The sequence below is a fragment of the Veillonella sp. ACP1 genome (assembly GCF_000286635.1).
Lineage (GTDB): Bacteria > Bacillota > Negativicutes > Veillonellales > Veillonellaceae > Veillonella > Veillonella atypica.
In genome coordinates this window covers 1-23,044 of sequence record NZ_ALKL01000025.1, presented here as the reverse complement: position 1 = coordinate 23,044, position 23,044 = coordinate 1, and the positions used below count along the sequence as shown (strand labels likewise).

Sequence of the window (23,044 nt, the reverse complement as noted above, 5' to 3'; positions counted from 1 at the left end):
GCAGCATATGGCTAAATTACAAATCAAAAAAGGCGATACAGTTGTTGTTATCTCCGGTAAAGATAAAGGTAAGCAAGGTACAGTAATTGCTACTGAACCTAAAAAAGAACGCGTATTTGTTGAAGGCGTAAACACTGTAAAACGTCACACAAAACCTTCTCAAGCTAACCCACAAGGCGGCATCGTTACTAAAGAAGCTGGTATCCATGTTTCTAACGTAATGGTTGTTGACCCAGAAACTAAAACAGCTACTCGTATCAAAAAAGTTGAAGGTAAAGACGGTAAATTCGTTCGTGCAACTGTTAAATCCGGTACAGTACTTAAATAATCAGGAAAGGAGGAGCTACATAAATGTCTCGTTTATTTGAACAATACAACTCTGAAATTAGAAAGAGTATGCAAGAAAAATTCCAATACGGCAACGTAATGGAAATTCCTAAATTGGAAAAAATCGTTATCAACATCGGCGTTGGCGATGCTGTAGGCAATGCAAAAGCTTTAGAAGCTGCAGTTAATGACTTAACAATTATTGCTGGTCAAAAACCTGTAATCACAAAAGCTAAAAAATCTATTGCGAACTTTAAAGTTCGTGAAGGCATGGCGTTGGGTACAAAAGTTACTCTTCGTGGCGAACGCATGTATGAATTCCTTGATAAATTGATCAATGCGGCATTACCTCGTGTACGTGACTTCCGCGGTATCAGCGCAACTGCATTTGATGGCCGTGGTAACTACGCTTTGGGTCTTAAAGAACAGCTCATCTTCCCTGAAATCGAATATGATCAGGTAGAACGCGTTACTGGTATGGATATCATCGTAGTAACAAGTGCTAAAACAGATGAAGAAGCTCGTGAATTGTTGACTCAATTCGGTATGCCTTTTGAAAAATAATAGGAGGAACATATAGATGGCTAAAAAATCTATGATTGAACGCGAAAAGAAACGCGCTAAAATCGTTGAAAAATATGCAGCTAAACGTGCGGCGCTTAAAGCAGCAGGTGATTATGAAGGCTTGTCCAAATTACCAGCTAATGCATCCCCAACACGTTTGCACAATCGTTGCAACTTAACTGGTCGTCCTCACGGCTATATGCGTAAATTCGGTATCAGCCGTATTGCGTTCCGTGAATTGGCGTACAAAGGACAAATTCCTGGTGTTAAAAAAGCCAGCTGGTAATATTAGACGAGAGGAGGTTTTTAGATTATGGTAATGACCGATCCTATCGCGGATATGCTTACGCGCATCCGTAATGCAAATGCTGCACTTCACGAAACGGTAAACATTCCTGCATCTAGAATGAAAGCAGCAGTTCTTGAAATCCTTTTACAAGAAGGTTTCGTAAAGAACGTTGAAAAAGAAGAAAACACTTTAAAAGTAACTTTGAAATATGGTTCCAATAACGAAAAAGTTATTACAGGAATTAAACGTATTTCCAAACCAGGTTTACGTGTTTACGCGAAAAAGGAAGAACTTCCTCGTGTACTTGGTGGTTTGGGTATCGCAGTTATTTCTACATCCAAAGGCGTTATGAGCGACAAACAAGCTCGTAAAGAAGGTCTTGGTGGCGAAGTAATCGCATACGTTTGGTAATAGTAGCAATAGGAGGTAGAAATAATGTCACGTATCGGTAGAATGCCTATCGAGATTCCTGCAGGCGTTACTGTTACATATGATAACCATCATATGAACGTAAAAGGTCCTAAAGGTGAATTATCTCGCGATTTGCATCCAGATATGATCATCACTGTAGAAGGTAACACAATCACAGTAGCTCGTCCTTCCGAAGATAAAGCTCATCGTGCCCTTCACGGTTTGACTCGCGCTCTTGTTGCTAATATGGTAACAGGCGTAGCAGAAGGATTTACAAAAACTCTTGAAATCAACGGTGTTGGTTACAGAGCGGCTAAACAAGGCAATAAATTGGCTCTTACACTTGGCTTCTCTCATCCGGTAGAGATGGAAGCTCCAGCTGGTATTACAATTGAAGTTCCAGCTCCTAACAAAATCGTTGTGTCTGGTGCAGACAAAGAAGTTGTAGGTGCAGTAGCAGCTGATATCCGTAAATGGAGAAAACCTGAACCTTACAAAGGTAAAGGTATCCGCTATGAAGGCGAAGTTGTTCGTCGTAAAGCTGGTAAAGCTGGTGCAAAAGGTAAATAGTAATATCATCTATATGAATGAAAGGAGTGAATATCTTGCCTCGTAAATCTAGTAGAAACATCGCTCGAGCAAAACGTCATCTTCGTATTCGCCGCCATATTTCTGGTACGGCAACTTGTCCACGTTTGAACGTATATCGCAGCTTGAGCAACATTTACGCTCAAGTTATCGATGACGTAGCAGGTACAACATTAGTAGCTGCTAGCTCTTTAGATAAAGATTTAAATTTATCCTATGGTGGTAACATTGCTGCTGCTAAAGCTGTTGGTGAAGCAGTTGCTAAAAAAGCTATCGCTAAAGGTATTGACACTGTAGTGTTTGACCGTGGTGGTTACATTTATCATGGTCGCGTAGCAGCACTTGCAGAAGGTGCTCGTGAAGCAGGCTTAAAATTCTAAGAAGGAGGAACTATAGACATGGCGAGAATTGACTACACCAGTCTTGATCTTAAAGAAAGAGTAGTATTCATCAACCGCGTAGCCAAAGTAGTTAAAGGCGGTCGTCGTTTTTCCTTCAGCGCACTTGTAGTTGTTGGTGATGGCAACGGTTATGTAGGCGTTGGCTTAGGTAAAGCTGCGGAAGTACCTGAAGCTATCCGCAAAGGTATCGATGATGCTAAGAAAAATATCGTAAACGTAGCAATTAAAAATGGTACAATCCCTCACAGCGTAACAGGTGTATTCGGCGCAGGCCGCGTATTCTTGAAACCAGCTGCTGAAGGTACTGGCGTTATCGCTGGTGGCCCTGTTCGTGCCGTATTGGAATTGGTTGGTGTTCGTAACATCTTAACTAAATCTTTGGGCTCTTCTAACCCTAACAATATGGTTCGTGCTACAATTGAAGGTTTGAAAGATTTGAAACGTGCTAGCGAAGTTGCTGAACTTCGCGGTAAATCCGTTGAAGAAATCTATAACGCGTAATAAGGAGACAAGAAATGGCACAAGTTAAAGTAACATTAACAAGAAGCTTAATCGGTCGTCCTGAAGATCAACGCGCGACAGTTAAAGCTTTGGGCTTGAAAAAAACTAATTCTCAAGTCGTAAAAGAAGTAACACCTCAAATTCAAGGTATGCTTCACAAAGTTAGACATTTAGTAAAAGTTGAAGAAGTTTAATACTGATAAGGAGGTGCACTGAATGAAACTTCATGAATTACAACCAGCAGCTGGTTCCAAAAAAACTCGTACTCGTGTAGGCCGTGGTTTAGGTTCTGGCTTGGGTAAAACATCTGGTCGTGGTCAAAAAGGTCAAAACTCCCGTTCTGGCGGTGGCGTTCGCTCCGGTTTTGAAGGCGGCCAAATGCCTCTTTATCGTCGTTTACCAAAACGTGGTTTCAACAACGTTTTTGCTAAACAATATGCTGAAGTTAACGTAGAACAATTGAACCGATTTGAAGACGGTGCAACAGTTGATCCAGTAGCTCTTATTGAAGCTGGTATTTTGAAAAACGTACGCGATGGCATCCGCATCTTAGGTAATGGTTCTTTGGAAACTAAAAACCTAACTGTTATTGCTAACGGCTTCACTAAATCTGCTGAAGAAAAAATCACAGCAGCAGGCGGAAAAGTAGAGGTGATCTAGTTTGCTAGATAGCCTCTCAAACATCTTTAAGATTACCGAGTTGCGTAATAAGATTTTGTACACATTGATGATGTTTGCCGTGTTTAGAGCCGGCATTCACATCCCTGTACCTGGTGTAGATGCATCTGTAATTGAATCTTTATTTACCTCCGGTAACCTATTCGGTCTATTAGACTTGTTTGCTGGTGGTGCGCTAAGTAAGTTCTCTATCTTTGCAATGAGTATTACACCTTACATTAATGCTTCCATCATCATGCAACTACTTCAAGCTGTAGTTCCACAGTTTGAAGCGTGGAGTAAAGATGGTGAAGAGGGCCGTAAAAAAATTGCGAAGGTAACTCGTTATGGTACGGTTGTTTTAGGTTTTGTCCAAGCCTTTGGCATGGCGTTTGCACTACGTGCAAATTCCGCTCTCGTAAATAATGATATCCTTAGTGTATTTGTTGTAGCCATCATCCTAACAGCAGGCACATGCTTGTTGATGTGGATTGGCGAACAAATCACAGCATATGGCATTGGTAATGGTATTTCCTTGATTATCTTTGCTGGTATCGTAGCTCGTTTACCAGATGGTCTTCAAACCATTTACCAATATATACAAACTGGAACAATTAACATGTTCCAAGCATTCTTATTTGCTGTAATTGCAATTGCAATGATTGCTGTTGTAGTAGCAGTTACGCAAGGCCAACGTCGTATTCCGATTCAATATGCTAAACGCGTAGTTGGTCGTAAAATGTACGGTGGTCACTCTACATTCTTGCCGTTGAAAGTCAATCAGGCAGGTGTAATTCCAATTATCTTTGCGTCATCTGTGTTGATGTTCCCTGTAACGATTGCGCAATTTATTGAAAACGATTTCGTTCATAAAATTGCGGATTTATTCACATGGGGAACGCCGTTACAAACGGCATTGTATGCAATATTGATTTTTATCTTTACATACTTCTATACTGCAATCTCTATCAACATTACAGATATGGCAGATAATATGAAAAAATACGGTGGTTTTATCCCTGGTATTCGTGCGGGTAAACCTACTGCTGATTATGTGGATAACGTGATGACCAAGATTACATTGGCTGGTGCTGTATTCTTAGCTATCGTCGCTATCATACCGAATTTCCTCGGTACGATTACAGGCGTGCAAGGCGTATACTTTGGTGGTACAGCTCTCTTAATCGTTGTAGGTGTAGCTCTTGATACAATGCAACAAATTGAGTCACTTATGGTAACACGCCACTATAAGGGCTTTGTAAAATAGGAGGGAAACAGAATGTATATTTTATTAATGGGACCTCCTGGTGCTGGTAAAGGCACACAGGCAGCTCGACTTATTGAAAAATACGGTATTCCCCAAATTTCAACAGGTGATATGTTCCGCGCTGCGATTAAGAACGAAACACCTCTTGGAGTTGAGGCTAAGAAATATATCGATGCTGGTCAATTGGTACCAGACAGTGTAACTGTTGGTATCGTACGTGATCGCTTGGTTAAAGATGACTGCAAATCTGGATTTATTCTTGATGGATTCCCAAGAACTACAGCGCAAGCTGTATCCTTGGATGCAATCTTAAAAGAATTAGGAATTTCTTTGGACGCTGTGCTTAACTTAAATGTTCCTTCTGAAGAACTTGTTAAACGCATTAGTGAACGAGCAGTTCTTGAAAATCGTGCTGATGATAACCCTGAAACAGTACAGAAACGTCTAGCTGTGTACGAAGAATCTACTAAACCATTAATTGATTACTATCGTAATAGCGGTTTGTATCAAGAAATTAATGGTTTACAAGATGTAGACGCAGTATTTGCTGACATCATTAAGGCTTTGGAGAAATAATCCATGATTATTTTGAAATCTGCCCATGAAATTGAATGTATCCGCAAGGCAAGCAAGCTTACAGCAGACACGTTGTCCTTGTTAGTAGAAAAGGCTAAACCTGGCATCACGACGCTTGAGTTAGATACAATTGCCGAAGAATATATTCGCAGCCACGGTGGTATACCAAGTTGTAAAGGGTACTATGGGTTCCCTGCTACAATCTGTGCTTCTATCAATGAAGAAGTTGTTCATGGTATTCCGAGCGCTAAGCGTAAGCTTAAAAACGGTGATGTCCTCAGTATTGATCTTGTAGCATCTATTGATGGATATCACGGCGATTCGGCTGTGACAATTCCAATTGGTCATGTCAAACCAGATGTGATGAAATTGTTAAAAGTAACAGAGGAAAGTCTGTTCAAGGGAATCGAACAAGTGAAAGTTGGTAACCATATCGGTGCTATCGGTCACGCTGTTCAAACGTATTGTGAGAAACATGGTTACGGTGTCGTTCGCGACTTCGTTGGTCATGGTTTAGGCCGTGAAATGCATGAAGATCCACAAATTCCAAACTATGGTAATCCGGACCACGGTCCTGTGATGAAACCAGGTATGGTATTGTGTATTGAACCAATGATTACATTAGGTTCTTATAAAGTTCGTGTGTTGGGTGATGACTGGACGGCAGTTACCATTGATGGTAAACCAGCTGCTCATTTCGAACATACAGTGGTTGTTACAGAAAACGGCCCTGAAATATTAACCATGCGTGATGAACCGCGGTTAATTAAATAAACAGGTAACCGGAGGAAAAAATATGTCAAAAGAAGACGTTATTGAGGTGGAAGGTACGGTAGTAGAAGCATTACCTAATGCTATGTTCCAAGTAGAATTGGAAAATGGTCATGTGGTATTAGCTCACGTGTCAGGTAAAATGCGTATGAATTTTATCCGTATTCTTCCTGGTGATAAAGTTACTATGGAACTGACACCATATGACTTAAATCGTGGTCGCATCACCTATCGCTTTAAATAAGCATAGGGTCCACAAAGGAGGTACTAATGAAGGTTCAACCATCAGTTAAAAAGATATGCGAAAAATGTAAAATCATTAAACGCAAAGGCCGCGTAATGGTTATTTGCGAAAATCCAAAACATAAACAAAAACAAGGATAATCTGATAGGAGGTGGAGATTTAAATGGCACGTATCGCCGGTGTAGATTTACCTCGTGATAAACGAGTGGAAATTGGTTTAACTTATATTTATGGTATTGGTCCTACTTTAGCAGACGAAATTCTAGCTAAAACTGGTATCAATCCTGACACACGTGTTCGCGATCTTTCTGAAGATGAAGTAGCGAAAATTCGTGAAGTGTTAGATGCTGATTATAAAGTAGAAGGTGACCTTCGTCGTGAAGAAGCACTTAACATTAAACGCTTGATTGAAATCAACTCCTATCGAGGCAAACGTCATCGTATGGGTTTACCACTTCGTGGTCAACGTACTAAAACGAATGCACGTACTCGCAAAGGTCCTAGAAAAGCAATTGCTGGTAAAAAGAAATAAGATAAAGGAGGGATAAAGCGTGGCTAAAAAAGTTGTTAGAACAAAAAGAAAAGAAAAGAAACATATTGAATCCGGTGCGGCTCATATTCGTTCTACATTCAATAACACTATCGTAACTTTGACAGATACAAACGGTAATGCGTTGTCTTGGGCTTCCGCTGGTGGCTTGGGCTTCCGTGGTTCCCGTAAATCCACTCCATTCGCTGCTCAAATGGCTGCTGAACAAGCTGCTAAAGCTGCAATGGAACATGGTCTTCGCACTGTTGAAGTATTTGTAAAAGGTCCTGGATCCGGCCGTGAAGCTGCAATCCGTGCTTTACAAGCTGCAGGTCTTGAAGTTACTTCCATTAAAGACGTAACTCCAATTCCTCACAATGGTTGTCGCCCTCCAAAACGCCGTCGTGTATAATATATAGACGGCCGTTTTGACGGCCGTGCTATAATTAAACTAAGAACGTGTGTTATATAGGAGGATGTTCCTGATGAGCGAAGAAAAGAAACTTAAAATCGAGAAAGTGGACATCGCCGAAGGCGGTCGCTATGGTAAATTCGTATGCGAACCATTAGATCGCGGCTATGGTATCACTCTCGGTAATAGCTTGCGCAGAATTTTGCTTTCATCCTTGGATGGGGCAGCTATCACCTCTATCAAAATTGATGGGGTTCTTCATGAATTCTCTACTATTCCTGGTATCCGCGAAGATGTTACGGATATCATCCTTAACTTAAAGCAATTGTGCATTAAGCTTGAAGAAGATGCAGAATGGCCATTGGAAGTTCACTTTGATTTCCAAAAGGATGGTGTATTAACAGCTGCAGATTTGGCTGAACAATTTCCACCAGAAGTAGAAGTATTGAATCCAGAGCTCGTGATTGCGACAATGGATGAAACAGCTCATTTAGTAATGGACGTAGTAATCGAACGTGGTAAGGGCTATGTTCCTTCTACTAAGAATAAAAAGGATACAGATGTTATCGGTTGCATTCCAATTGATTCCATCTTCTCCCCAATTCTTCGTGCTAAATACGAAGTGAGTGATGTTCGCGTAGGTAATGAAATGGACTTCGACAAACTTACATTAGAAGTTTGGACTGATGGTTCCATTACCGCTGCTGATGCAGTGGCAAAATCTGCTGCCATTATGATTGGTTATTTAGGGAACTTCACTAAATTAGCGCACTCTACAAGTGTTGTTGAATTAGACGATCAAAATCTTGAAGGTGATGTAGTTGATCCTACTCCTCAAGATGTTCAAGAAGATGATGGCCCAGCTAAGATTTCCATCGATGAATTGGAACTCTCTGTTCGTGCGTACAACTGCTTGAAACGTGCTGGTATCAACACAATTGCAGATTTGCTAGACAAAACCATTGATGACTTAGGAAAAGTTCGCAACTTAGGTAAAAAATCTATCGACGAAATCGCTGAAAAACTCAGCAACCACCCAGGTGGATTTAACCTTAAGCAAAAAGGCGAATAAGGAGGAAGACGAATGTACAGAAAATTAGGCCGCGATAGCTCCGCTCGTAAAGCGTTGTTCCGTAGCATGTTAACATCTTTCTTCCAATATGAGCGTATCGAAACTACTGAAGCTAAAGCGAAAGAACTTCGCTCTTTGGCTGATCAAATGGTAACTTTGGCTAAACGTGGTGATCTTCATGCACGTCGCCAAGTTCTTGCATACCTCATGGATGAAAGCGTAGTAAAAAAATTGTTTGATACAATTGCTCCAAAATATGCAGACCGTCAAGGTGGTTACACTCGTGTAATCAAAACTGGTCTTCGCAAAGGTGACGCTGCACCTTGCGTTATTATCGAGTTAGTTTAATCAAACTCATACGGTGTTGTAACTTCGGTTGCAACACCGTTTTTTTATTGTCAATTTTATGGTACAATCGACTAGTACAAATATCGTTATATAGTAGCAGTTATCGCAGTGATGGAAGATTAATTGTTAACTTTCACATAAAACGAAATTGACTAGAAAGATACGAGGCTATTCATGAAATCAAACGAAACAATGATTGAGGTCAATCATTTAAGCCATTTATATGTTGATGAAAATGGTAATGACGTGCGTGCCCTAGATGATGTGAGTCTTACCATACGGCGCGGCGAATTTGTGGCTATTATAGGTACTAACGGCAGTGGTAAAAGTACATTGGCTAAGCATTTTAATGTGTTATTGCAACCTACAGCGGGAAATGTTACCGTATGTGGTTTTGACACATTAGATGATGAACATATCTGGAATATTCGCCAACATGTGGGCATGGTATTCCAAAATCCAGATAATCAAATCGTAGCAGCTGTGGTAGAAGAGGATGTAGCATTTGGTCCAGAGAATTTGGGCGTACCTAGTGCTGAAATTCGTAAACGTGTTGATGACGCTTTGGCTGCAGTAAACATGACCGAATATGCGGAACATGGTCCGCATTTATTATCTGGAGGTCAAAAGCAACGGATTGCCATTGCTGGTGTACTTGCTATGAAACCAGATTGTATCGTACTAGATGAACCTACTGCTATGTTGGATCCAAAAGGGCGTTTAGAGGTTCTTGAAACAATTCATAGACTCAATAAAGAAGAAGGTATTACCATTGTAATCATTACCCATTTTATGGAGGAAGCGGTAACCGCAGACCGTGTTGTGGTTATGAAAAATGGCGTTAAATTACAAGAGGGAACACCGCGTGAAATCTTTACTCAAGTGGATACGCTAAAAGATTTAGGCTTAGATGTACCTGTTGCAGCAGAGGTTGCATCGAAACTCATTCAAAAGGGCGTAGATATCCCTAATGATATCATTACTAATGATGAACTTGGTGATGCATTAACGACGTACTATGCGAAGGAGGCACACTGATGGCTATTGTATTAGATAATATTACCTATACCTATGGTGTGGGTACTCCTTTTGAGAAAACAGCGTTGAAGGGCATCTCGGTGACCATTGAAAATGGTGAATTTCTTGGCATTATTGGACATACTGGATCGGGTAAATCCACATTTGTGCAACATCTCAACGGTTTATTGCATCCAACGACTGGTAAAGTGACGGTCAATGGTGTGGACGTAAGTGAAAAAACTGATGAAGCAAAACACATGCGTCATAAGGTAGGCATGGTATTCCAATATCCTGAACATCAACTTTTCGAGGAAACGATTGCCGAAGACATTGCATTTGGGCCAAAAAACTTAGGCCTTGATGCAGAAGAGGTGGACCGTCGAGTGCGTGAAGCTATGGCCTTTGTAGGTCTGGATTATGATACCTATGCTGAACGTTCTCCATTTCATTTATCTGGCGGTCAAATGCGCCGCGTTGCCATAGCTGGTGTAGTGGCGATGGAACCGGATTTCCTTGTACTCGATGAACCTTCTGCAGGCCTTGATCCATTTGGGCGTGAAGAAATCTTTGATGAAATTATTAAACTACATAAGGAAAAAGATGTAACAGTCATCCTCGTATCTCATAATATGGAAGATATTTCACGCATGGCGAATCGTCTCATTGTATTAGATAAGGGTCAGATTGTACTGGATGGTAAACCGTTAGATATCTTTAATCATCATCGCCATGTATTACAACAGGTTGGCGTAGATGTGCCACCTGTGTCCGTATTGATCGAATTATTGCGGAACCGAGGCCTTGATGTATCAAACGAAGTATTAACCGTAGATGATGCTGTACAAGCTATTCTAGAAGGAGGTCAACATGTTAAATAATATTACAATTGGCCAATTCTTCCCTGGTAACTCGTTATTACATCGCATGGACCCACGGGCAAAAATTATAGGCACTACTATTTTCGTTGTTGCCATATTCTTGGCGAACACACCATTGGCATATGGCATTGTGGCGGCTTTCACCATTGGTGCTATGTTATTATCTCGTCTGCCATTACGTTTGATGTGGAATGCGATAAAACCATTATGGATTATCATTGTATTCACAATGGGGATTCATATTTTTACAACTCCTGGTAATAGCATCATCTCCTATGGCATCATTAATATTACGGATAATGGACTTGCTATGGGCTTGCAAATGGCGGCACGATTAGTATTCTTAATCTTATTCTCGTCATTGCTAACCTATACGACATCACCTATACGGCTGACAGATGGCATTGAACATTTACTAAATCCATTCCGCCGCATCGGTGTGCCGGCTCATGAACTAGCTATGATGATGACCATTGCATTGCGTTTTATTCCTACCTTACTTGATGAAACAGATCGTATTATGAAAGCCCAATCGGCTCGTGGTGCGGATTTTGTAACAGGTTCGATTATTCAGCGAGCTAAAAATATGGTACCTCTCTTAGTGCCATTATTTATTAGTGCATTCCGCCGTGCTGATGAATTGGCTATCGCTATGGAAGCACGTTGCTATCGCGGCGGTGTTAATCGTACGCGTATGAAAGAACTCAGCATTACATGGGTTGATTATGTAGGCTTGGGAGCCGTGTTTATTGTAACGGCTATCTTATTAATCCTATGGTGGTTAGGATAATGCGGAATATACGATTAATTGTGTCCTATGATGGTACTGATTTAGCGGGTTATCAGAAACAACCTGCTGATAAGGGGATTACTGTTCAAGGGGCTTTGGAAAAGGCATTATCTATTATTTGTGCTGAACCAATCCAAATTTATGGTGCATCGCGTACCGATGCGGGTGTACATGCACGCTTTCAAGTCTGTGCATTTCAAACATCGGGATCCATACCGGTAGAGAATATTCCACGGGCGACGATTGCCCATTTGCCAAAGGATATCGTTGTAACAGAGGCTGTTGAGATACCATTAGATTGGAAACCTCGGCATAACATTTTTGGTAAGGAATATATTTACTCCATTTATAATCGTGAAATTGCAGACCCTATGGGGCAGCGGTATCATTGGCATGTAAAGAAACCTCTAGATGTTGAAGCTATGCGTCAAGCAGGCAAAGCTCTTGAAGGAACGCATGACTTTTCTACATTGAAAGGGTCTAATACGACACCGGTGGATCCGGTAAAAACTATTTATGCCATCGGTATCAAAGAGAAAGCGGGTCGTATCGATATTTCTGTTGTGGGTGATGGATTTTTATATCATATGGTTCGAAATATAGCTGGCTTGTTAGTGGACATTGGGCTAGGCCGAAAATCAGTGGCCCGAATTCCTGAACTATTAGCTGCAAAGGACCGTAAGCAAATTGGAAAAACAGCACCGGCTCAAGGCCTAGTATTAGAGGAAATTTTCTTTACTACTGATAGACTACATGCGGTAATAGAACGTATTAAAGAAGAATAATTATGAAATGTTACATTGTAAAACGTCTACTATACATGTTACAATTGCACTATGAGACAGGTTTATTACTTAGCTGTAATTAATATACATAGGGTAGACTCTTGTCAGCATTGTAATTATATCCTAAGGAGGGTGAATCTCTTGCAAAAACGTAAAGATTTTATCTGGAAAATGGGTGGACAACAAGGTGAAGGTATCGAGAGCTGTGGCGAAATCATGGCTACAATCCTTGCAAAAGAAGGATATTCTCTATACAGTCAACGTTTGTTTGCATCCCGTATCAAAGGTGGTCATACTACCTTCGCATTGCGCGTTGCATTAGAACAAGTTATGTCCATTGGTGAAGGCGTAGACTTCTTGTTGGCTCTTGACCAAGAAACTGTTGATATGCATGGTGTTGAAGTGCGTGATGGTGGTTATATCATCTGCGATAGTAAAGTAAAACCAGATTTTTCTAAATTTGAAGGTTCCAAAGTTAACTGCTTATCCTTGCCAATCTCTGAAACGGCAATGAAACAAGGTTCCTTGTTGATGCGTAATATCGTAGCACTTGGTATGTCCGTAGCGCTTCTTGGTTTCGACACTAAGATGTTTAAAGATGCAATCGCTGCAAAATTTGCGAAAAAATCCCAAGAAATCGTGGATAAAAACTTGGCAGCTTTTGATGATGGTCATAGCCTTGTAATAGAAAAATTAGGTGATGTAGAAATCGATACATTACCAGCTCCTGGTAAGAAAGATCAAATGTTCTTATTAGGTAATGAAGCATGTGCTCTTGGTGCTATTGCAGCAGGTTCTCGTTTCATGGCATCCTATCCTATTACTCCAGCATCTGAAGTAATGGAATACATGATTAAAAACATGGATAAATTAGGTGCTACTATCGTTCAAACAGAAGACGAAATCGCAGCTTGTATGACTGCTATGGGCGGTGTATATGCAGGTGTTCGTGGTTTTACATGTACTTCTGGTCCTGGTCTATCCTTGATGGCGGAATCCTTGTCTATGGCATCCATGGCAGAAATTCCTATGGTTGTTATCGACGTACAACGTTCCGGCCCATCCACAGGTATGGCTACAAAGGTAGAACAATCCGATATTGATGCGGCTTGCTACAACGCTCATGGCGATTATGCAGGTATCGTTATTTCTCCAACATCCATCGAAGAATGTTTCTACGAAATTCAAAAAGCTTTCAACTTGGCAGAAATGTATCAATGCCCAGTTATCTTTATGCCGGACTTACAACAAGGTTTGAATAAACAATCCGTTCCTACATTCGACTTGAACCGTGTACCTATTAATCGCGGTAAAATGATGAAGGAAGCTGACCTTCCTGAATTGGAACAACCTAACTACTTCAAACGCTTTGAATTGACAGAAGATGGCATTTCTCCTCGTACGATTCCTGGCATGAAAAATGGTCTATTCCTTTCTACTGGTCTAGAACATAATGAAGAAGGTAAACCAGCAGAAGCGCCTACAATGCACGTAGCGCAAACTGATAAACGTTTCCGTAAATTGGAAACTGTAGCTGATAACTATGAACCATTCTTGAACAATGCAAAATACGATGAAGCTGATGTACTCGTTGTAGGTATGGCTTCTAGCCGTGGTGCTATCGAAGAAGCAGTTGCTGAATTCGATCAAGAAGGCGTTAAAGTTAACCATTTACAACTTCGTTTGATTAAACCATTCCCTGCAAAACAATTGCAACCATTCATGGATGCAGCTAAAAAAGTTGTTATTGTAGAACATAATGCAACAGGTCAATTGACTAACCTATTCAAAATCAACATGCATAAGAAATCCAAAATTTCTAGCTGCTTGAAATATGATGGTAATCCATTCACAAAATCATATGTGAAAAATGCAATTAAGGAGGTCCTATAATATGACAACAGCTAAAGATTACAGAAATGATATTCGCCCTAACTGGTGTCCTGGTTGTGGTCATTATGGGGTACAAGCTGCCATTACTGATGCAGTAGTAGCAAAAAATATTCCACCTGAAAAATTGGCAGTTATCTCTGGTATCGGTTGTTCTAGCCGTATCGGTGGTTATTTCTATGCATATGGTGCACATACAACTCATGGTCGTGCGCTTCCATACGCTCAAGGCGTTAAACTTGCTAACCAAGACTTAGAAGTTATCGCTTGTTCCGGTGATGGTGATGCGTTCGCTATCGGTATGGGTCATACTATTCATGCTTTCAAACGTAATGTAAACATGACATATATCGTTATGGATAATCATGTTTACGGTTTGACTAAAGGTCAAGCATCCCCTCGTTCCGATATCGGTTTTGTTACAAAAACAACACCTCGTGGGGCTTTTGAATCACCATTGTCCGTTTGTGAAACTGCTATCGCTGCAGGTGCTACATTTGTTGCACAAGGTTATATGATTAACCGTGCTGAACTCGTTGATTTGATTCAACAAGCTATGGACCATGAAGGCTTCTCCTTCATCAACGTATTTAGCCCATGTGTTACATACAACAAACACAATAGCTATGACTGGTTCAAAGAACATTTGACTAGCTTGCCAGAAGGATATGATCCAACAGACCGTGCGACTGCACTTAAAACATTAGGTGAAACACAAGGTTTGGTTACTGGTCTTATCTATCAAGATACGACTAAACCTTCCTTTGAAAAAGCTATGGCCGCTGTTAATGGTGGTGCACATCCACGTCCATTGACTGAAGATGTTGTTAAACCTGATCAAGCATTATTTGATAGCCTTTGCAATCAATTTAAGTAAGTTTAACTTAACATATATCGTGTTCTGATATAGGTCCCCTCTTTACTGACTACTATGTAAAGAGGGGATTTTCATTTTATTACCTTTCGGTTAATGATAATTACTTTACGGAGTTTTTCTTAACTGATATACTAATTTTAATTTAAGTTATTTATAATTAAACATAGGTATAGTACCTGCTAGACGTATTTTAACTATTACAGCCATAAGATAGAGGGGTAGAGTAACGTGTCGAATGAATATAATGAAGCATTACTAGAACCACTAAAGTATTACAGAGAAAGTCTTAAGGATACATTCCAAGGTATTACAGAAGATTATTTTCAAGATTTGGTAAATCAATCACAGGTTGATATTAATAAAAATAAAGACTTAATCGATAAGTATACGAATGTTTCGGAGAATCGAAATCAGTCTAACAGTACATATAAACGGTTTGGTATTGTACGAATTATCGATTTCATTGTGGGCATAGGCGCACTTATTTATGGTGTGTATCAGTTTTCACAACCGCAAATGGATATTCTATCCATCGTTATATGTATCGCTATTATAGCCTTATGCATAGGGCTGTATGTATATTGGATTCGACCTAATCGTAAGAGCCTCGAAGCGAAACTGAATGATTTAGATGCAACGCTAAGTCAAATACGTGACGAAGGGTACGAAATGATGCAACCGTTGAATGAGTTGTTTCATAGTGAGATGACCGCAGAACTCATCAAAAAGGCGATTCCCTTTATTCATTTAGATTCCAATTTTAATATGGAACGCTATGAACAGCTCGTTAAAGATTATGGCTTTTTAGAAAAAGATGATGTAAATCGCTCTACATTGGATATTACTTCCGGAGATATTTTAGGAAATCCTTTTGTGTTTATTAAGCGTATTATCCATTGGATTGATGATTATACATATGAAGGTACTCGCGAAGTTGTCTATACAGAGGAATATATCGATTCTGATGGCAATACAAAAACTAGAGATGTAAGTGAAACACTTCGCGCTACTCTAAAACGACCGGGGCCATATTATGCGAATAGAATATCCTTGGTATATGGTAATCATGCAGCACCGAATTTAATATTCCATAGAAGACCACCAGAAAAAGGTTTATTTAATTTTGGAGGTGCGAAGATTCAACTGGCAAAACGCATTGCAGGGCTTAGAAAGAAAAGTGAAGATGCCTTAGAAGCTGGTGGAAACTTTCAGGCGTTGGCAAATGAAGAGTTCGATGCACAATTTAATGCATTAGACCGAAATAATGAGGTCGAGTTCCGCGTGTTATTCACCCCGTTAGCACAAAGTAATTACAAAGATATTTTTGAGAATTCTCCCTATGGTGATGACTTTGTTTTCAATAAACAATGTAAAATCAATGAAATTTTAACTGATAACTCTATGGATTGGAATTTCGATACCGTCCCATCACAATACTATGATTTCTCCTTTGAAAAGATTAAAGAGAAATTCATTAATTTTAACTGTAGCTATTTTGAGCATATGTATTTTTCATTTTTGCCAGTCTTAGCAATTCCTGTATATCAACAAATGGCTTCTACTGATTATATTTATAAGAAATCTTACGATTTTAAATATAATGATTACATTACAGAAATGCTCGCGAATAAGATGAACCTTGGGTTATTTACTCCTCCTGATGCAACGCAGAGAAGTAATGTAAAAACATTGCTAAAAACGAGTCACTATAAAAAAGAGGCAGATTCGGAAATTATTAAGGTAGATGCTTATTCGTATAGGACTATTGAGCATGTGGATGAGGTTCCTGTTACAGCAGGTAATGGTAGAACCTATTATGTACCAGTTAAGTGGAATGAGTATGTGCCGGTTACAAAGCATGAACTTATTGAAGTAGCAGAAGTAGATACAGTTGACGATGACTTCAAGCGTGTTAAAGAATTGAATCATTACCAACGATCCGAAAATAACAAAAATGGTTCCTTTGCCTATGGACATTTTATGGTAGGGAAACTCTATAAAGATAATCAGTCTCTAGTAGACTTATTAAATACGATTTTTGAACAAAATGGAGGTAAGTAAAATGGCTAATCAACTTGATGAAATGAACCCAGAGATTATGGCAGAAGGCAGAGATGTACATGTTATTGCTAAGGTGATTCCCGTAGAAACCAGTGGCTTTGAAAAATTGATACCTACGATTCTAATGGCTATCGGTGTAATTGCTATCGTTTTAGGGATAGTGATTGACAAGTACCTCATATCTGCTATAGGTGTGGTTGTACTTGTTTATCCTTGGTGGCGATTAAAACAAATTAGTTCCGAATTTAATATGATGGAACAACGAATTCAAAATGCAGCATCCGAAATTGATAACTATATGGAACAACGGGTTGTCATTCTTTCTAATGCGGCTAAACTCGTAGAAAAATCTATTGAAGTAGATAAAGATATTCTTGTGGATATTGCAAAGTATAGAAGTGGTAATTTTAGTGAAGAATCTAGAAGCGATGTAAATGCTCAGCTTAATAAAGCGACGAGAGCATTAAATGTAGCTATAGAAAATTATCCAGAATTGCAAAGCCAAGATACAATTCGCGATGCGATGCAACAAAATTCGTATTTGCAAAAAGAAATTACAGCTGCTAGAACGTTATATAATGATGCGGTAAATACGTGGAATCGAGAAATATTCGATTTCCCATTCAAAAAAATTGTAGCTGCTAAAGAAGGTAGAACCACAAGAATTCCATTCATAGCAGATCAAGAGACTAAAGAAAAAGCAAAAGGTGTTTTCTTTTAGTTGATAAAGTTTGATGCGTAATATAAAGGGGATACTATGAAAACATATGAAAAAGGCATTAGTTTATCCATTTGGACCTTAAGCTGGCCTATATTTATCGAAGTATTCCTGCAAATGCTCGTCGGCAATATCGACCAACTGATGATGAGTCATTACTCGCCACAGGCGGTAGCCGCTGTAGCTAATGCGAATCAAATTTTAAATATTTTTATCATGCTCATCGTTGTTATGAGCACTGCCACGACGATTTTGATTGCCCAATATTTGGGTGCTCGAAATCAGTCAAAGTTATCAGAGGTTTGTACCGTTAGTTTAGTGCTAAACTTTGTATTCTCCTCTGTGGCGGCGGTGTTTTTCATCACTTGCCATGAATGGATTTTTACATGGCTTGGGATACCACCAGAAACGATGGGGGATACATCGTTATATACGACTATTGTAGCGGCAGGATTACCAATACAGGCCATGTACTATGCATTGGTTGCCGTATTTAGAGGCCATTCGTTGACGCGTATTACCATGTATGTGGCACTCGTTATGAATATTATCCATGTAGGAACGAATTATATTCTAATTTTCGGTCATGGCCCGATACCGAGTCTTGGTGTACTCGGTGTATCTATTTCTACGTGGCTTTCAAAGGTAATTGGCCTTCTTATCATCGTATATCTGTTCAAGACACTGTTGCAGTTGAAGGTTAGCACGTCTTATTTAAGACCCTTTCCTTGGCATACGGTTAAATCCTTGCTCCATATTAGTGTGCCATCTGGCGGTGAAACATTGAGCTATCAATTATCGCAAACGACGATTATGAAGATGGTCAATATTCTAGGGTTAACTGTGATTAATACGAAGGTTTATGTATATGTCATCGCCATGTTGTGTTATGTGTATACCATAGCCTTATCGAATGCATCGCAAGTTATCGTAGGATTCTTGATGGGCGCTAAACGGCAAGATGAAGTAACGAATCGCGTGTGGCATTCTATGTTTTTAGCCATCGCTATCAATGTAGGATTGGCAACGTTCTTTTATATAACGAGTGATACGGTTCTATCTGTATTTACAACGGATTCTGAGATTTTATCCTTAGCCCATAATGTGCTCTTGGTGGAGATTTTCCTTGAACTAGGGCGGGCGGTAAATATCGTTATGGTCGGTTGTTTACAGGCCGCAGGTGATATTCGTACCCCAATGCTAGTTGGCATCTTTGGCATGTGGTTATGTGCTGTGCCATTATCGTACCTATTTGGTATTTATTGGGGCTGGGGCCTTGTAGGCATATGGATTGCTATGGCTGCTGATGAGATTTTACGAGGTGTATTGTTTATCTATCGCTGGTATAGCGGAAAATGGAAAGAAAAACGCCTTATTGAGGTGTAGTGATATAGTTTGTTTGCGTTTCTATATTGGAGATATAGGGACGCTTGTGAAAGTAGGTTTATATGAGTAAAACCGTAGGTATCATTGGGTTAGGTTTATTGGGGGGTTCGTTGGCAAAGGCTTTGAAAGCCTATACAGATTATGATGTAGTAGGGTATGCACGCCGACAAGAGGTATGTGATGCAGCATTACAAGATGGGGTAGTATCCCAAGCTTGGACCGAGGTAGAGCCACTCATTGAACATTCGGATATCGTAGTGTTTTCCTTGCCGCCAGATACTAATGCTCGACTTTTTACAGAGGTGGCTCATCTGTTTAAACCAGGTCAGGTGGTAACTGATGTATCCAGTGCAAAGGAAAATTTTGTACGCGCCGTGTCTGAATCTATTCCAAAGGGAACCTTTTTCGTATCTGTTCATCCTATGGCCGGATCTGAAAAGGGCGGCTATGAAGTATCTCATAAAAACCTATTTAAAGGCATGGGGTGGATTGTATTAGAGGATAAGGCGTCTGATGTGTATAATGAAGAGGTGGCTAAAGAATTGGCTGATATGGGGCGTGCCGTTGGTTCCCGTATCGAATTTGTCGATGTATATGCTCATGATGCATATTTAGCGATGATTAGCCATATGCCGCATCTGATAGCCGCCATTTTAACACAAGTATCTGGTGGCGATGAGCTCGGCGAATTACGTATGCGCTTATCCGCAGGTGGATTCCGTGACTGTACGCGTGTAGCCGGCGGTTTGCCATCCATGTGGCGTGAAATCATTTATGGGAATCGTCATAATGTATTAGAAGGCTTGTCTAAAATGGAAGACGAAATTCGTCGGGTAAAAGAAATACTTTCACAAGAAGACGAAGGCCAAGCCTTAGAAGACTATTTACATAGAAGCCGAGATGTTAGAAATAAATTACCGTACTTGACGGGACAAATTAAGAATAATTAAGAGGAGTTGTTATGGGGTTACTACAAGAAACCTGCGACGCGATTCACAGTCGTAGTAAAGAGATTGAACAACATATTATTAAGAATTGGAATGATGCGTCAGATAGTAAGCAATATGGACGTCTCGTCAATATGGTGGCTCAATATGGGGCAGCTACAAATCAAAAGAATGTAACAATTCCAAAACCTTGTATGATTATTGCCTCTGCGGATCATGGCGTTGCCGATATGGGGGTTAGTGCCTATCCAAAGGAAACGACTGTTGGTATGACGCAAAATTACTTAATTCCCAAAGGGGCTGGTGCCAATTCCTTAGCCAATTATTGTGGTGCGCATATGGAAGTTATCGACATGGGCATTGATGCGGATATGAGCTGGGTCCCTGGACTGCGTTCTCATAAGTTGGGGATGGGCACAAAGAATTTTGTAGAAGAACCGGCCATGACGCGGGAACAAGCAATCGAAGGTATTGAAACGGGCATCAAATTGGTTCAAGAAAAGATGGCTGACGGGTACAATGTGTTTCTTGTAGGGGAAATGGGGATTTCCAACACGACAGCTAGTGCACTTATGACGGCTAAGTTTGCCGGTCTTACTGCAGAAGAGGCCACTGGGCGAGGCACGAATATTTCCGATGAGCGTCTTAAATTAAAACAACGCATCGTTCATGATGTATTAGTTAAATACAAGGATATCCCAAAGGACGACGCCATTGGTATTTTGGCTGCCGTAGGAGGATTTGAATTTACATGTATTGTAGGTGTCATTTTGGGGGCAGCTGCTCATCATGGTATGGTCATCATCGATGGCTTTAATACATCTGCTTGTGCACTGGTGGCTAAAACATTGGTTCCAGCCTCCATGGACTATGTTATGGCCTCTCATTTATCTGCAGAAAAAGCGGCTAAATCTTCATTGCAAAATCTTGGATTAGAAGCCTATGTGGACTTAGGTCTTTGCTTAGGAGAAGCCTCTGGTGGCTCCGTTCAAATGGGGATGCTTGACCTTGCAGTGCATATGTATAAGTCTGTTACAGGAGGTAAGGCATGAGAGCTTTTAATATTCAACCATTAGATACGAAAGCGATGGAAACATGCCGGTATCGCATTGATAATTTAACCAAACCTATTTATAGCCTGGCTATGCTCGAAACGATAGCTGAACGATTTGCAGGCGTATTGGCGAATCCTAAACCAAATCATTTAAAATATGGTGTTCTTATTGTAGGCGCAGACCATCTTGTAGACGGTCCTCAAAATGTTGAACATGGACATACTAGTTTAAATGCAATAAAACGATTTAATGAAGACATGAGTGCTACGCAAGGGGCGGCATTTAAATTACAAGCACCGGTTTACGTTGTTAATATTGGCTTAGAACAAGATACAAATCATTTGGCAAATATTGATTCTCGAGTTATTCGTAAGGGGTCCCACTTCTTTGGCGTAGAACCTTCTATTAGTCATGATGAATTGGAACAGGCGCTTGAAATGGGCTTTGGTTATGCGGATACATTGCATGAAGCAAGCCTACAAGTGGTGGCCTTAGGTAATATAGGTGAACGCACATTTCTTGATGCGTTGGTTACGACCGCTACCATTACAGGCGCATCGTACGAGACTTTATTGACAGAATCTGATAATGGACCTACCATTACACAGCGTGCTGCACACATCCATTCGTTTGTAGATCCATTTGATATTACTGTAGATGATTGGTCTGTTTTATCTGAAAGCGACCGCCGCACTGCTGTATTGCGTTTGCTTCATGTAGCAGGAGGCCTCGATATTGCTTTCTTAGCAGGCTTTATCTTAGGTGCTGCTAGCCATCGTATGGCTGTGGTATACGATAATGCACTAACTGGTGCTGCTGTACTCGCAGCAGTGACGATGGAACCATTGGTGAAAGACTATGTTTTCTCATCCGCTGTTTACGATGATCCTATTCATAAGGAACAATGTCGTTTTTTAGATGTAAAACCTCCATTACATTATGATTTACAAATCGATGAAGGCTTAGGCTCTACAATGGGGCTATCTATCGTAGATGCATCTATGCATATGTTAAATGACATGAAAACATTCGTAGAAGCAGAGGTTCGTGCCGCTGAGGATGGTGCCGGTAAAGGTAGACAAGAAGATATTAAATAATGATAGAGAGGACTTCATGATATATAGTTCCTTTACTTAAGAAATAGTAAAGGAGGTATATATTTGAAAGTCCTCTTTAATATGTTTGTTATAAGTTACGTAGCTTTGTATCATATAGATTTCGTATTATTTTTATAGGAAATTCATTGAAAAACCATTGACACTATATGTGTAAATTGATATTATTATAAGGCAGTCAGAACTGACCTGGTTTAGTTCTTGACTAACAGAAGGTAATTATGATATAGTAATTATCGGTTCTGTATGCGGGAATAGCTCAGCGGTAGAGCACCGCCTTGCCAAGGCGGGGGTCGCGAGTTCGAATCTCGTTTCCCGCTCCATACATTCCTCGATAGCTCAGTTGGTAGAGCAATCGGCTGTTAACCGATCGGTCGTAGGTTCGAGTCCTACTCGGGGAGCCATTCATGACTCACTAGCTCAGTTGGCAGAGCACCTGACTTTTAATCAGGGTGTCCCGCGTTCGAGTCGCGGGTGAGTCACCAACTTTGGCCCGTTGGTCAAGCGGTTAAGACACCGCCCTTTCACGGCGGTATCCCGGGTTCGATTCCCGGACGGGTCACCA

Annotated in this window: 30 protein-coding genes and 4 tRNA genes; all 34 read left to right on the top strand. The window is 40.4% G+C overall.

The features are described 5' to 3' along the window. Positions 1–7: 7 nt before the first annotated feature. The 34 genes from rplX (at position 8) to HMPREF1151_RS09295 (ending at position 23,044) form a co-directional block, all read left to right on the top strand. Positions 8–328 carry a 50S ribosomal protein L24 gene (rplX, locus tag HMPREF1151_RS09460; protein WP_004695118.1) on the top strand — a complete coding sequence of 107 codons (321 nt, stop codon included), beginning with the start codon at positions 8–10 and terminating at the stop codon, positions 326–328. Positions 329–351: 23 nt separating this feature from the next. Next, on the top strand, positions 352–891 hold the full coding sequence (rplE, locus tag HMPREF1151_RS09455; RefSeq protein WP_009661886.1) for a 50S ribosomal protein L5: 540 nt from the start codon (positions 352–354) through the stop codon (positions 889–891). A gap of 16 nt (positions 892–907) precedes the next feature. After that, positions 908–1,177 (top strand): 30S ribosomal protein S14, encoded by a 270-nt coding sequence (gene rpsN, locus HMPREF1151_RS09450; RefSeq protein ID WP_005377140.1) that lies wholly within the window; start codon positions 908–910, stop codon positions 1,175–1,177. 27 nt (positions 1,178–1,204) lie between these two features. Further along, positions 1,205–1,591 carry a 30S ribosomal protein S8 gene (rpsH, locus tag HMPREF1151_RS09445; protein WP_005377044.1) on the top strand — a complete coding sequence of 129 codons (387 nt, stop codon included), beginning with the start codon at positions 1,205–1,207 and terminating at the stop codon, positions 1,589–1,591. Between the two features lie 24 nt (positions 1,592–1,615). Beyond that, entirely contained in the window at positions 1,616–2,161 is a 546-nt protein-coding gene (rplF, locus tag HMPREF1151_RS09440) for a 50S ribosomal protein L6 (protein WP_005377036.1), read from the top strand. A gap of 17 nt (positions 2,162–2,178) precedes the next feature. Beyond that, positions 2,179–2,559: a 50S ribosomal protein L18 gene (gene rplR, locus HMPREF1151_RS09435; RefSeq protein ID WP_005382771.1), complete on the top strand. Its 381-nt coding sequence runs from the start codon at positions 2,179–2,181 to the stop codon at positions 2,557–2,559. An 18-nt stretch (positions 2,560–2,577) separates the two neighbouring features. Continuing rightward, a complete protein-coding gene (rpsE, locus tag HMPREF1151_RS09430; protein WP_005381688.1) occupies positions 2,578–3,081 on the top strand; it encodes a 30S ribosomal protein S5 in 504 nt (167 codons plus the stop codon). Positions 3,082–3,095: 14 nt separating this feature from the next. Next, positions 3,096–3,275, top strand: coding sequence for a 50S ribosomal protein L30 (rpmD, locus tag HMPREF1151_RS09425; RefSeq protein ID WP_005377126.1), 180 nt, complete (start codon positions 3,096–3,098; stop codon positions 3,273–3,275). A 22-nt stretch (positions 3,276–3,297) separates the two neighbouring features. Continuing rightward, positions 3,298–3,741 carry a 50S ribosomal protein L15 gene (gene rplO / locus HMPREF1151_RS09420; protein ID WP_005381674.1) on the top strand — a complete coding sequence of 148 codons (444 nt, stop codon included), beginning with the start codon at positions 3,298–3,300 and terminating at the stop codon, positions 3,739–3,741. Between the two features lies 1 nt (position 3,742). Beyond that, positions 3,743–5,005: a preprotein translocase subunit SecY gene (gene secY / locus HMPREF1151_RS09415; RefSeq protein WP_005377189.1), complete on the top strand. Its 1,263-nt coding sequence runs from the start codon at positions 3,743–3,745 to the stop codon at positions 5,003–5,005. 12 nt (positions 5,006–5,017) lie between these two features. Continuing rightward, complete coding sequence (locus HMPREF1151_RS09410; RefSeq protein WP_004695145.1) at positions 5,018–5,581, top strand: adenylate kinase; 564 nt, start codon at positions 5,018–5,020, stop codon at positions 5,579–5,581. A 3-nt stretch (positions 5,582–5,584) separates the two neighbouring features. Next, positions 5,585–6,355, top strand: a complete 771-nt coding sequence (gene map / locus HMPREF1151_RS09405) for a type I methionyl aminopeptidase (protein WP_005377194.1) — start codon at positions 5,585–5,587, stop codon at positions 6,353–6,355. Positions 6,356–6,377: 22 nt separating this feature from the next. Further along, positions 6,378–6,596, top strand: a complete 219-nt coding sequence (gene infA, locus HMPREF1151_RS09400; protein WP_005377071.1) for a translation initiation factor IF-1 — start codon at positions 6,378–6,380, stop codon at positions 6,594–6,596. Positions 6,597–6,622: 26 nt separating this feature from the next. Continuing rightward, positions 6,623–6,736, top strand: a complete 114-nt coding sequence (rpmJ, locus tag HMPREF1151_RS09395; protein WP_004695148.1) for a 50S ribosomal protein L36 — start codon at positions 6,623–6,625, stop codon at positions 6,734–6,736. A 23-nt stretch (positions 6,737–6,759) separates the two neighbouring features. After that, complete coding sequence (gene rpsM / locus HMPREF1151_RS09390) at positions 6,760–7,128, top strand: 30S ribosomal protein S13 (RefSeq protein WP_005377185.1); 369 nt, start codon at positions 6,760–6,762, stop codon at positions 7,126–7,128. A 19-nt stretch (positions 7,129–7,147) separates the two neighbouring features. Next, positions 7,148–7,537 carry a 30S ribosomal protein S11 gene (gene rpsK, locus HMPREF1151_RS09385; protein ID WP_004695151.1) on the top strand — a complete coding sequence of 130 codons (390 nt, stop codon included), beginning with the start codon at positions 7,148–7,150 and terminating at the stop codon, positions 7,535–7,537. A gap of 73 nt (positions 7,538–7,610) precedes the next feature. Then, positions 7,611–8,609 (top strand): DNA-directed RNA polymerase subunit alpha, encoded by a 999-nt coding sequence (locus HMPREF1151_RS09380; RefSeq protein WP_005381705.1) that lies wholly within the window; start codon positions 7,611–7,613, stop codon positions 8,607–8,609. Positions 8,610–8,621: 12 nt separating this feature from the next. Next, positions 8,622–8,957, top strand: a complete 336-nt coding sequence (gene rplQ, locus HMPREF1151_RS09375) for a 50S ribosomal protein L17 (RefSeq protein ID WP_009661881.1) — start codon at positions 8,622–8,624, stop codon at positions 8,955–8,957. A gap of 174 nt (positions 8,958–9,131) precedes the next feature. Continuing rightward, a complete protein-coding gene (locus HMPREF1151_RS09370) occupies positions 9,132–9,995 on the top strand; it encodes an energy-coupling factor transporter ATPase (protein ID WP_009661883.1) in 864 nt (287 codons plus the stop codon). Continuing rightward, positions 9,995–10,855 (top strand): energy-coupling factor transporter ATPase, encoded by an 861-nt coding sequence (locus tag HMPREF1151_RS09365; protein ID WP_005381679.1) that lies wholly within the window; start codon positions 9,995–9,997, stop codon positions 10,853–10,855. Before HMPREF1151_RS09370 ends, HMPREF1151_RS09365 begins: the two co-directional genes overlap by 1 nt. After that, positions 10,845–11,645, top strand: a complete 801-nt coding sequence (locus tag HMPREF1151_RS09360) for an energy-coupling factor transporter transmembrane protein EcfT (RefSeq protein WP_005376984.1) — start codon at positions 10,845–10,847, stop codon at positions 11,643–11,645. The genes HMPREF1151_RS09365 and HMPREF1151_RS09360 overlap by 11 nt, the downstream gene beginning before the upstream one ends. Next, a complete protein-coding gene (truA, locus tag HMPREF1151_RS09355; RefSeq protein WP_009661888.1) occupies positions 11,645–12,430 on the top strand; it encodes a tRNA pseudouridine(38-40) synthase TruA in 786 nt (261 codons plus the stop codon). The genes HMPREF1151_RS09360 and truA overlap by 1 nt, the downstream gene beginning before the upstream one ends. A gap of 141 nt (positions 12,431–12,571) precedes the next feature. Beyond that, the gene (locus HMPREF1151_RS09350) at positions 12,572–14,323 is read left to right on the top strand and encodes a 2-oxoacid:acceptor oxidoreductase subunit alpha (RefSeq protein ID WP_009661880.1); all 1,752 of its coding nucleotides are present in this window, start codon (positions 12,572–12,574) and stop codon (positions 14,321–14,323) included. 1 nt (position 14,324) lies between these two features. Continuing rightward, a complete protein-coding gene (locus HMPREF1151_RS09345; RefSeq protein ID WP_005381706.1) occupies positions 14,325–15,197 on the top strand; it encodes a 2-oxoacid:ferredoxin oxidoreductase subunit beta in 873 nt (290 codons plus the stop codon). 228 nt (positions 15,198–15,425) lie between these two features. Then, positions 15,426–17,258, top strand: a complete 1,833-nt coding sequence (locus tag HMPREF1151_RS09340; RefSeq protein ID WP_009661884.1) for an MAG1210 family protein — start codon at positions 15,426–15,428, stop codon at positions 17,256–17,258. Position 17,259: 1 nt separating this feature from the next. Further along, positions 17,260–17,979 (top strand): LemA family protein, encoded by a 720-nt coding sequence (locus HMPREF1151_RS09335; RefSeq protein WP_009661889.1) that lies wholly within the window; start codon positions 17,260–17,262, stop codon positions 17,977–17,979. A gap of 36 nt (positions 17,980–18,015) precedes the next feature. Beyond that, entirely contained in the window at positions 18,016–19,362 is a 1,347-nt protein-coding gene (locus tag HMPREF1151_RS09330; protein WP_009661882.1) for an MATE family efflux transporter, read from the top strand. A 62-nt stretch (positions 19,363–19,424) separates the two neighbouring features. Then, a complete protein-coding gene (locus tag HMPREF1151_RS09325; protein ID WP_009661885.1) occupies positions 19,425–20,312 on the top strand; it encodes a prephenate dehydrogenase/arogenate dehydrogenase family protein in 888 nt (295 codons plus the stop codon). 11 nt (positions 20,313–20,323) lie between these two features. Continuing rightward, positions 20,324–21,361 carry a nicotinate-nucleotide--dimethylbenzimidazole phosphoribosyltransferase gene (locus HMPREF1151_RS09320; RefSeq protein ID WP_005381710.1) on the top strand — a complete coding sequence of 346 codons (1,038 nt, stop codon included), beginning with the start codon at positions 20,324–20,326 and terminating at the stop codon, positions 21,359–21,361. Next, on the top strand, positions 21,358–22,461 hold the full coding sequence (locus HMPREF1151_RS09315) for a nicotinate-nucleotide--dimethylbenzimidazole phosphoribosyltransferase (RefSeq protein WP_009661887.1): 1,104 nt from the start codon (positions 21,358–21,360) through the stop codon (positions 22,459–22,461). The genes HMPREF1151_RS09320 and HMPREF1151_RS09315 overlap by 4 nt, the downstream gene beginning before the upstream one ends. A 266-nt stretch (positions 22,462–22,727) precedes the next feature. Further along, a tRNA-Gly gene (locus HMPREF1151_RS09310) sits at positions 22,728–22,802 on the top strand. A gap of 5 nt (positions 22,803–22,807) precedes the next feature. Then, positions 22,808–22,883, top strand: a tRNA-Asn gene (locus tag HMPREF1151_RS09305). 5 nt (positions 22,884–22,888) lie between these two features. Then, positions 22,889–22,964 (top strand) — tRNA-Lys (locus tag HMPREF1151_RS09300). A 5-nt stretch (positions 22,965–22,969) separates the two neighbouring features. Beyond that, positions 22,970–23,044 (top strand) — tRNA-Glu (locus HMPREF1151_RS09295).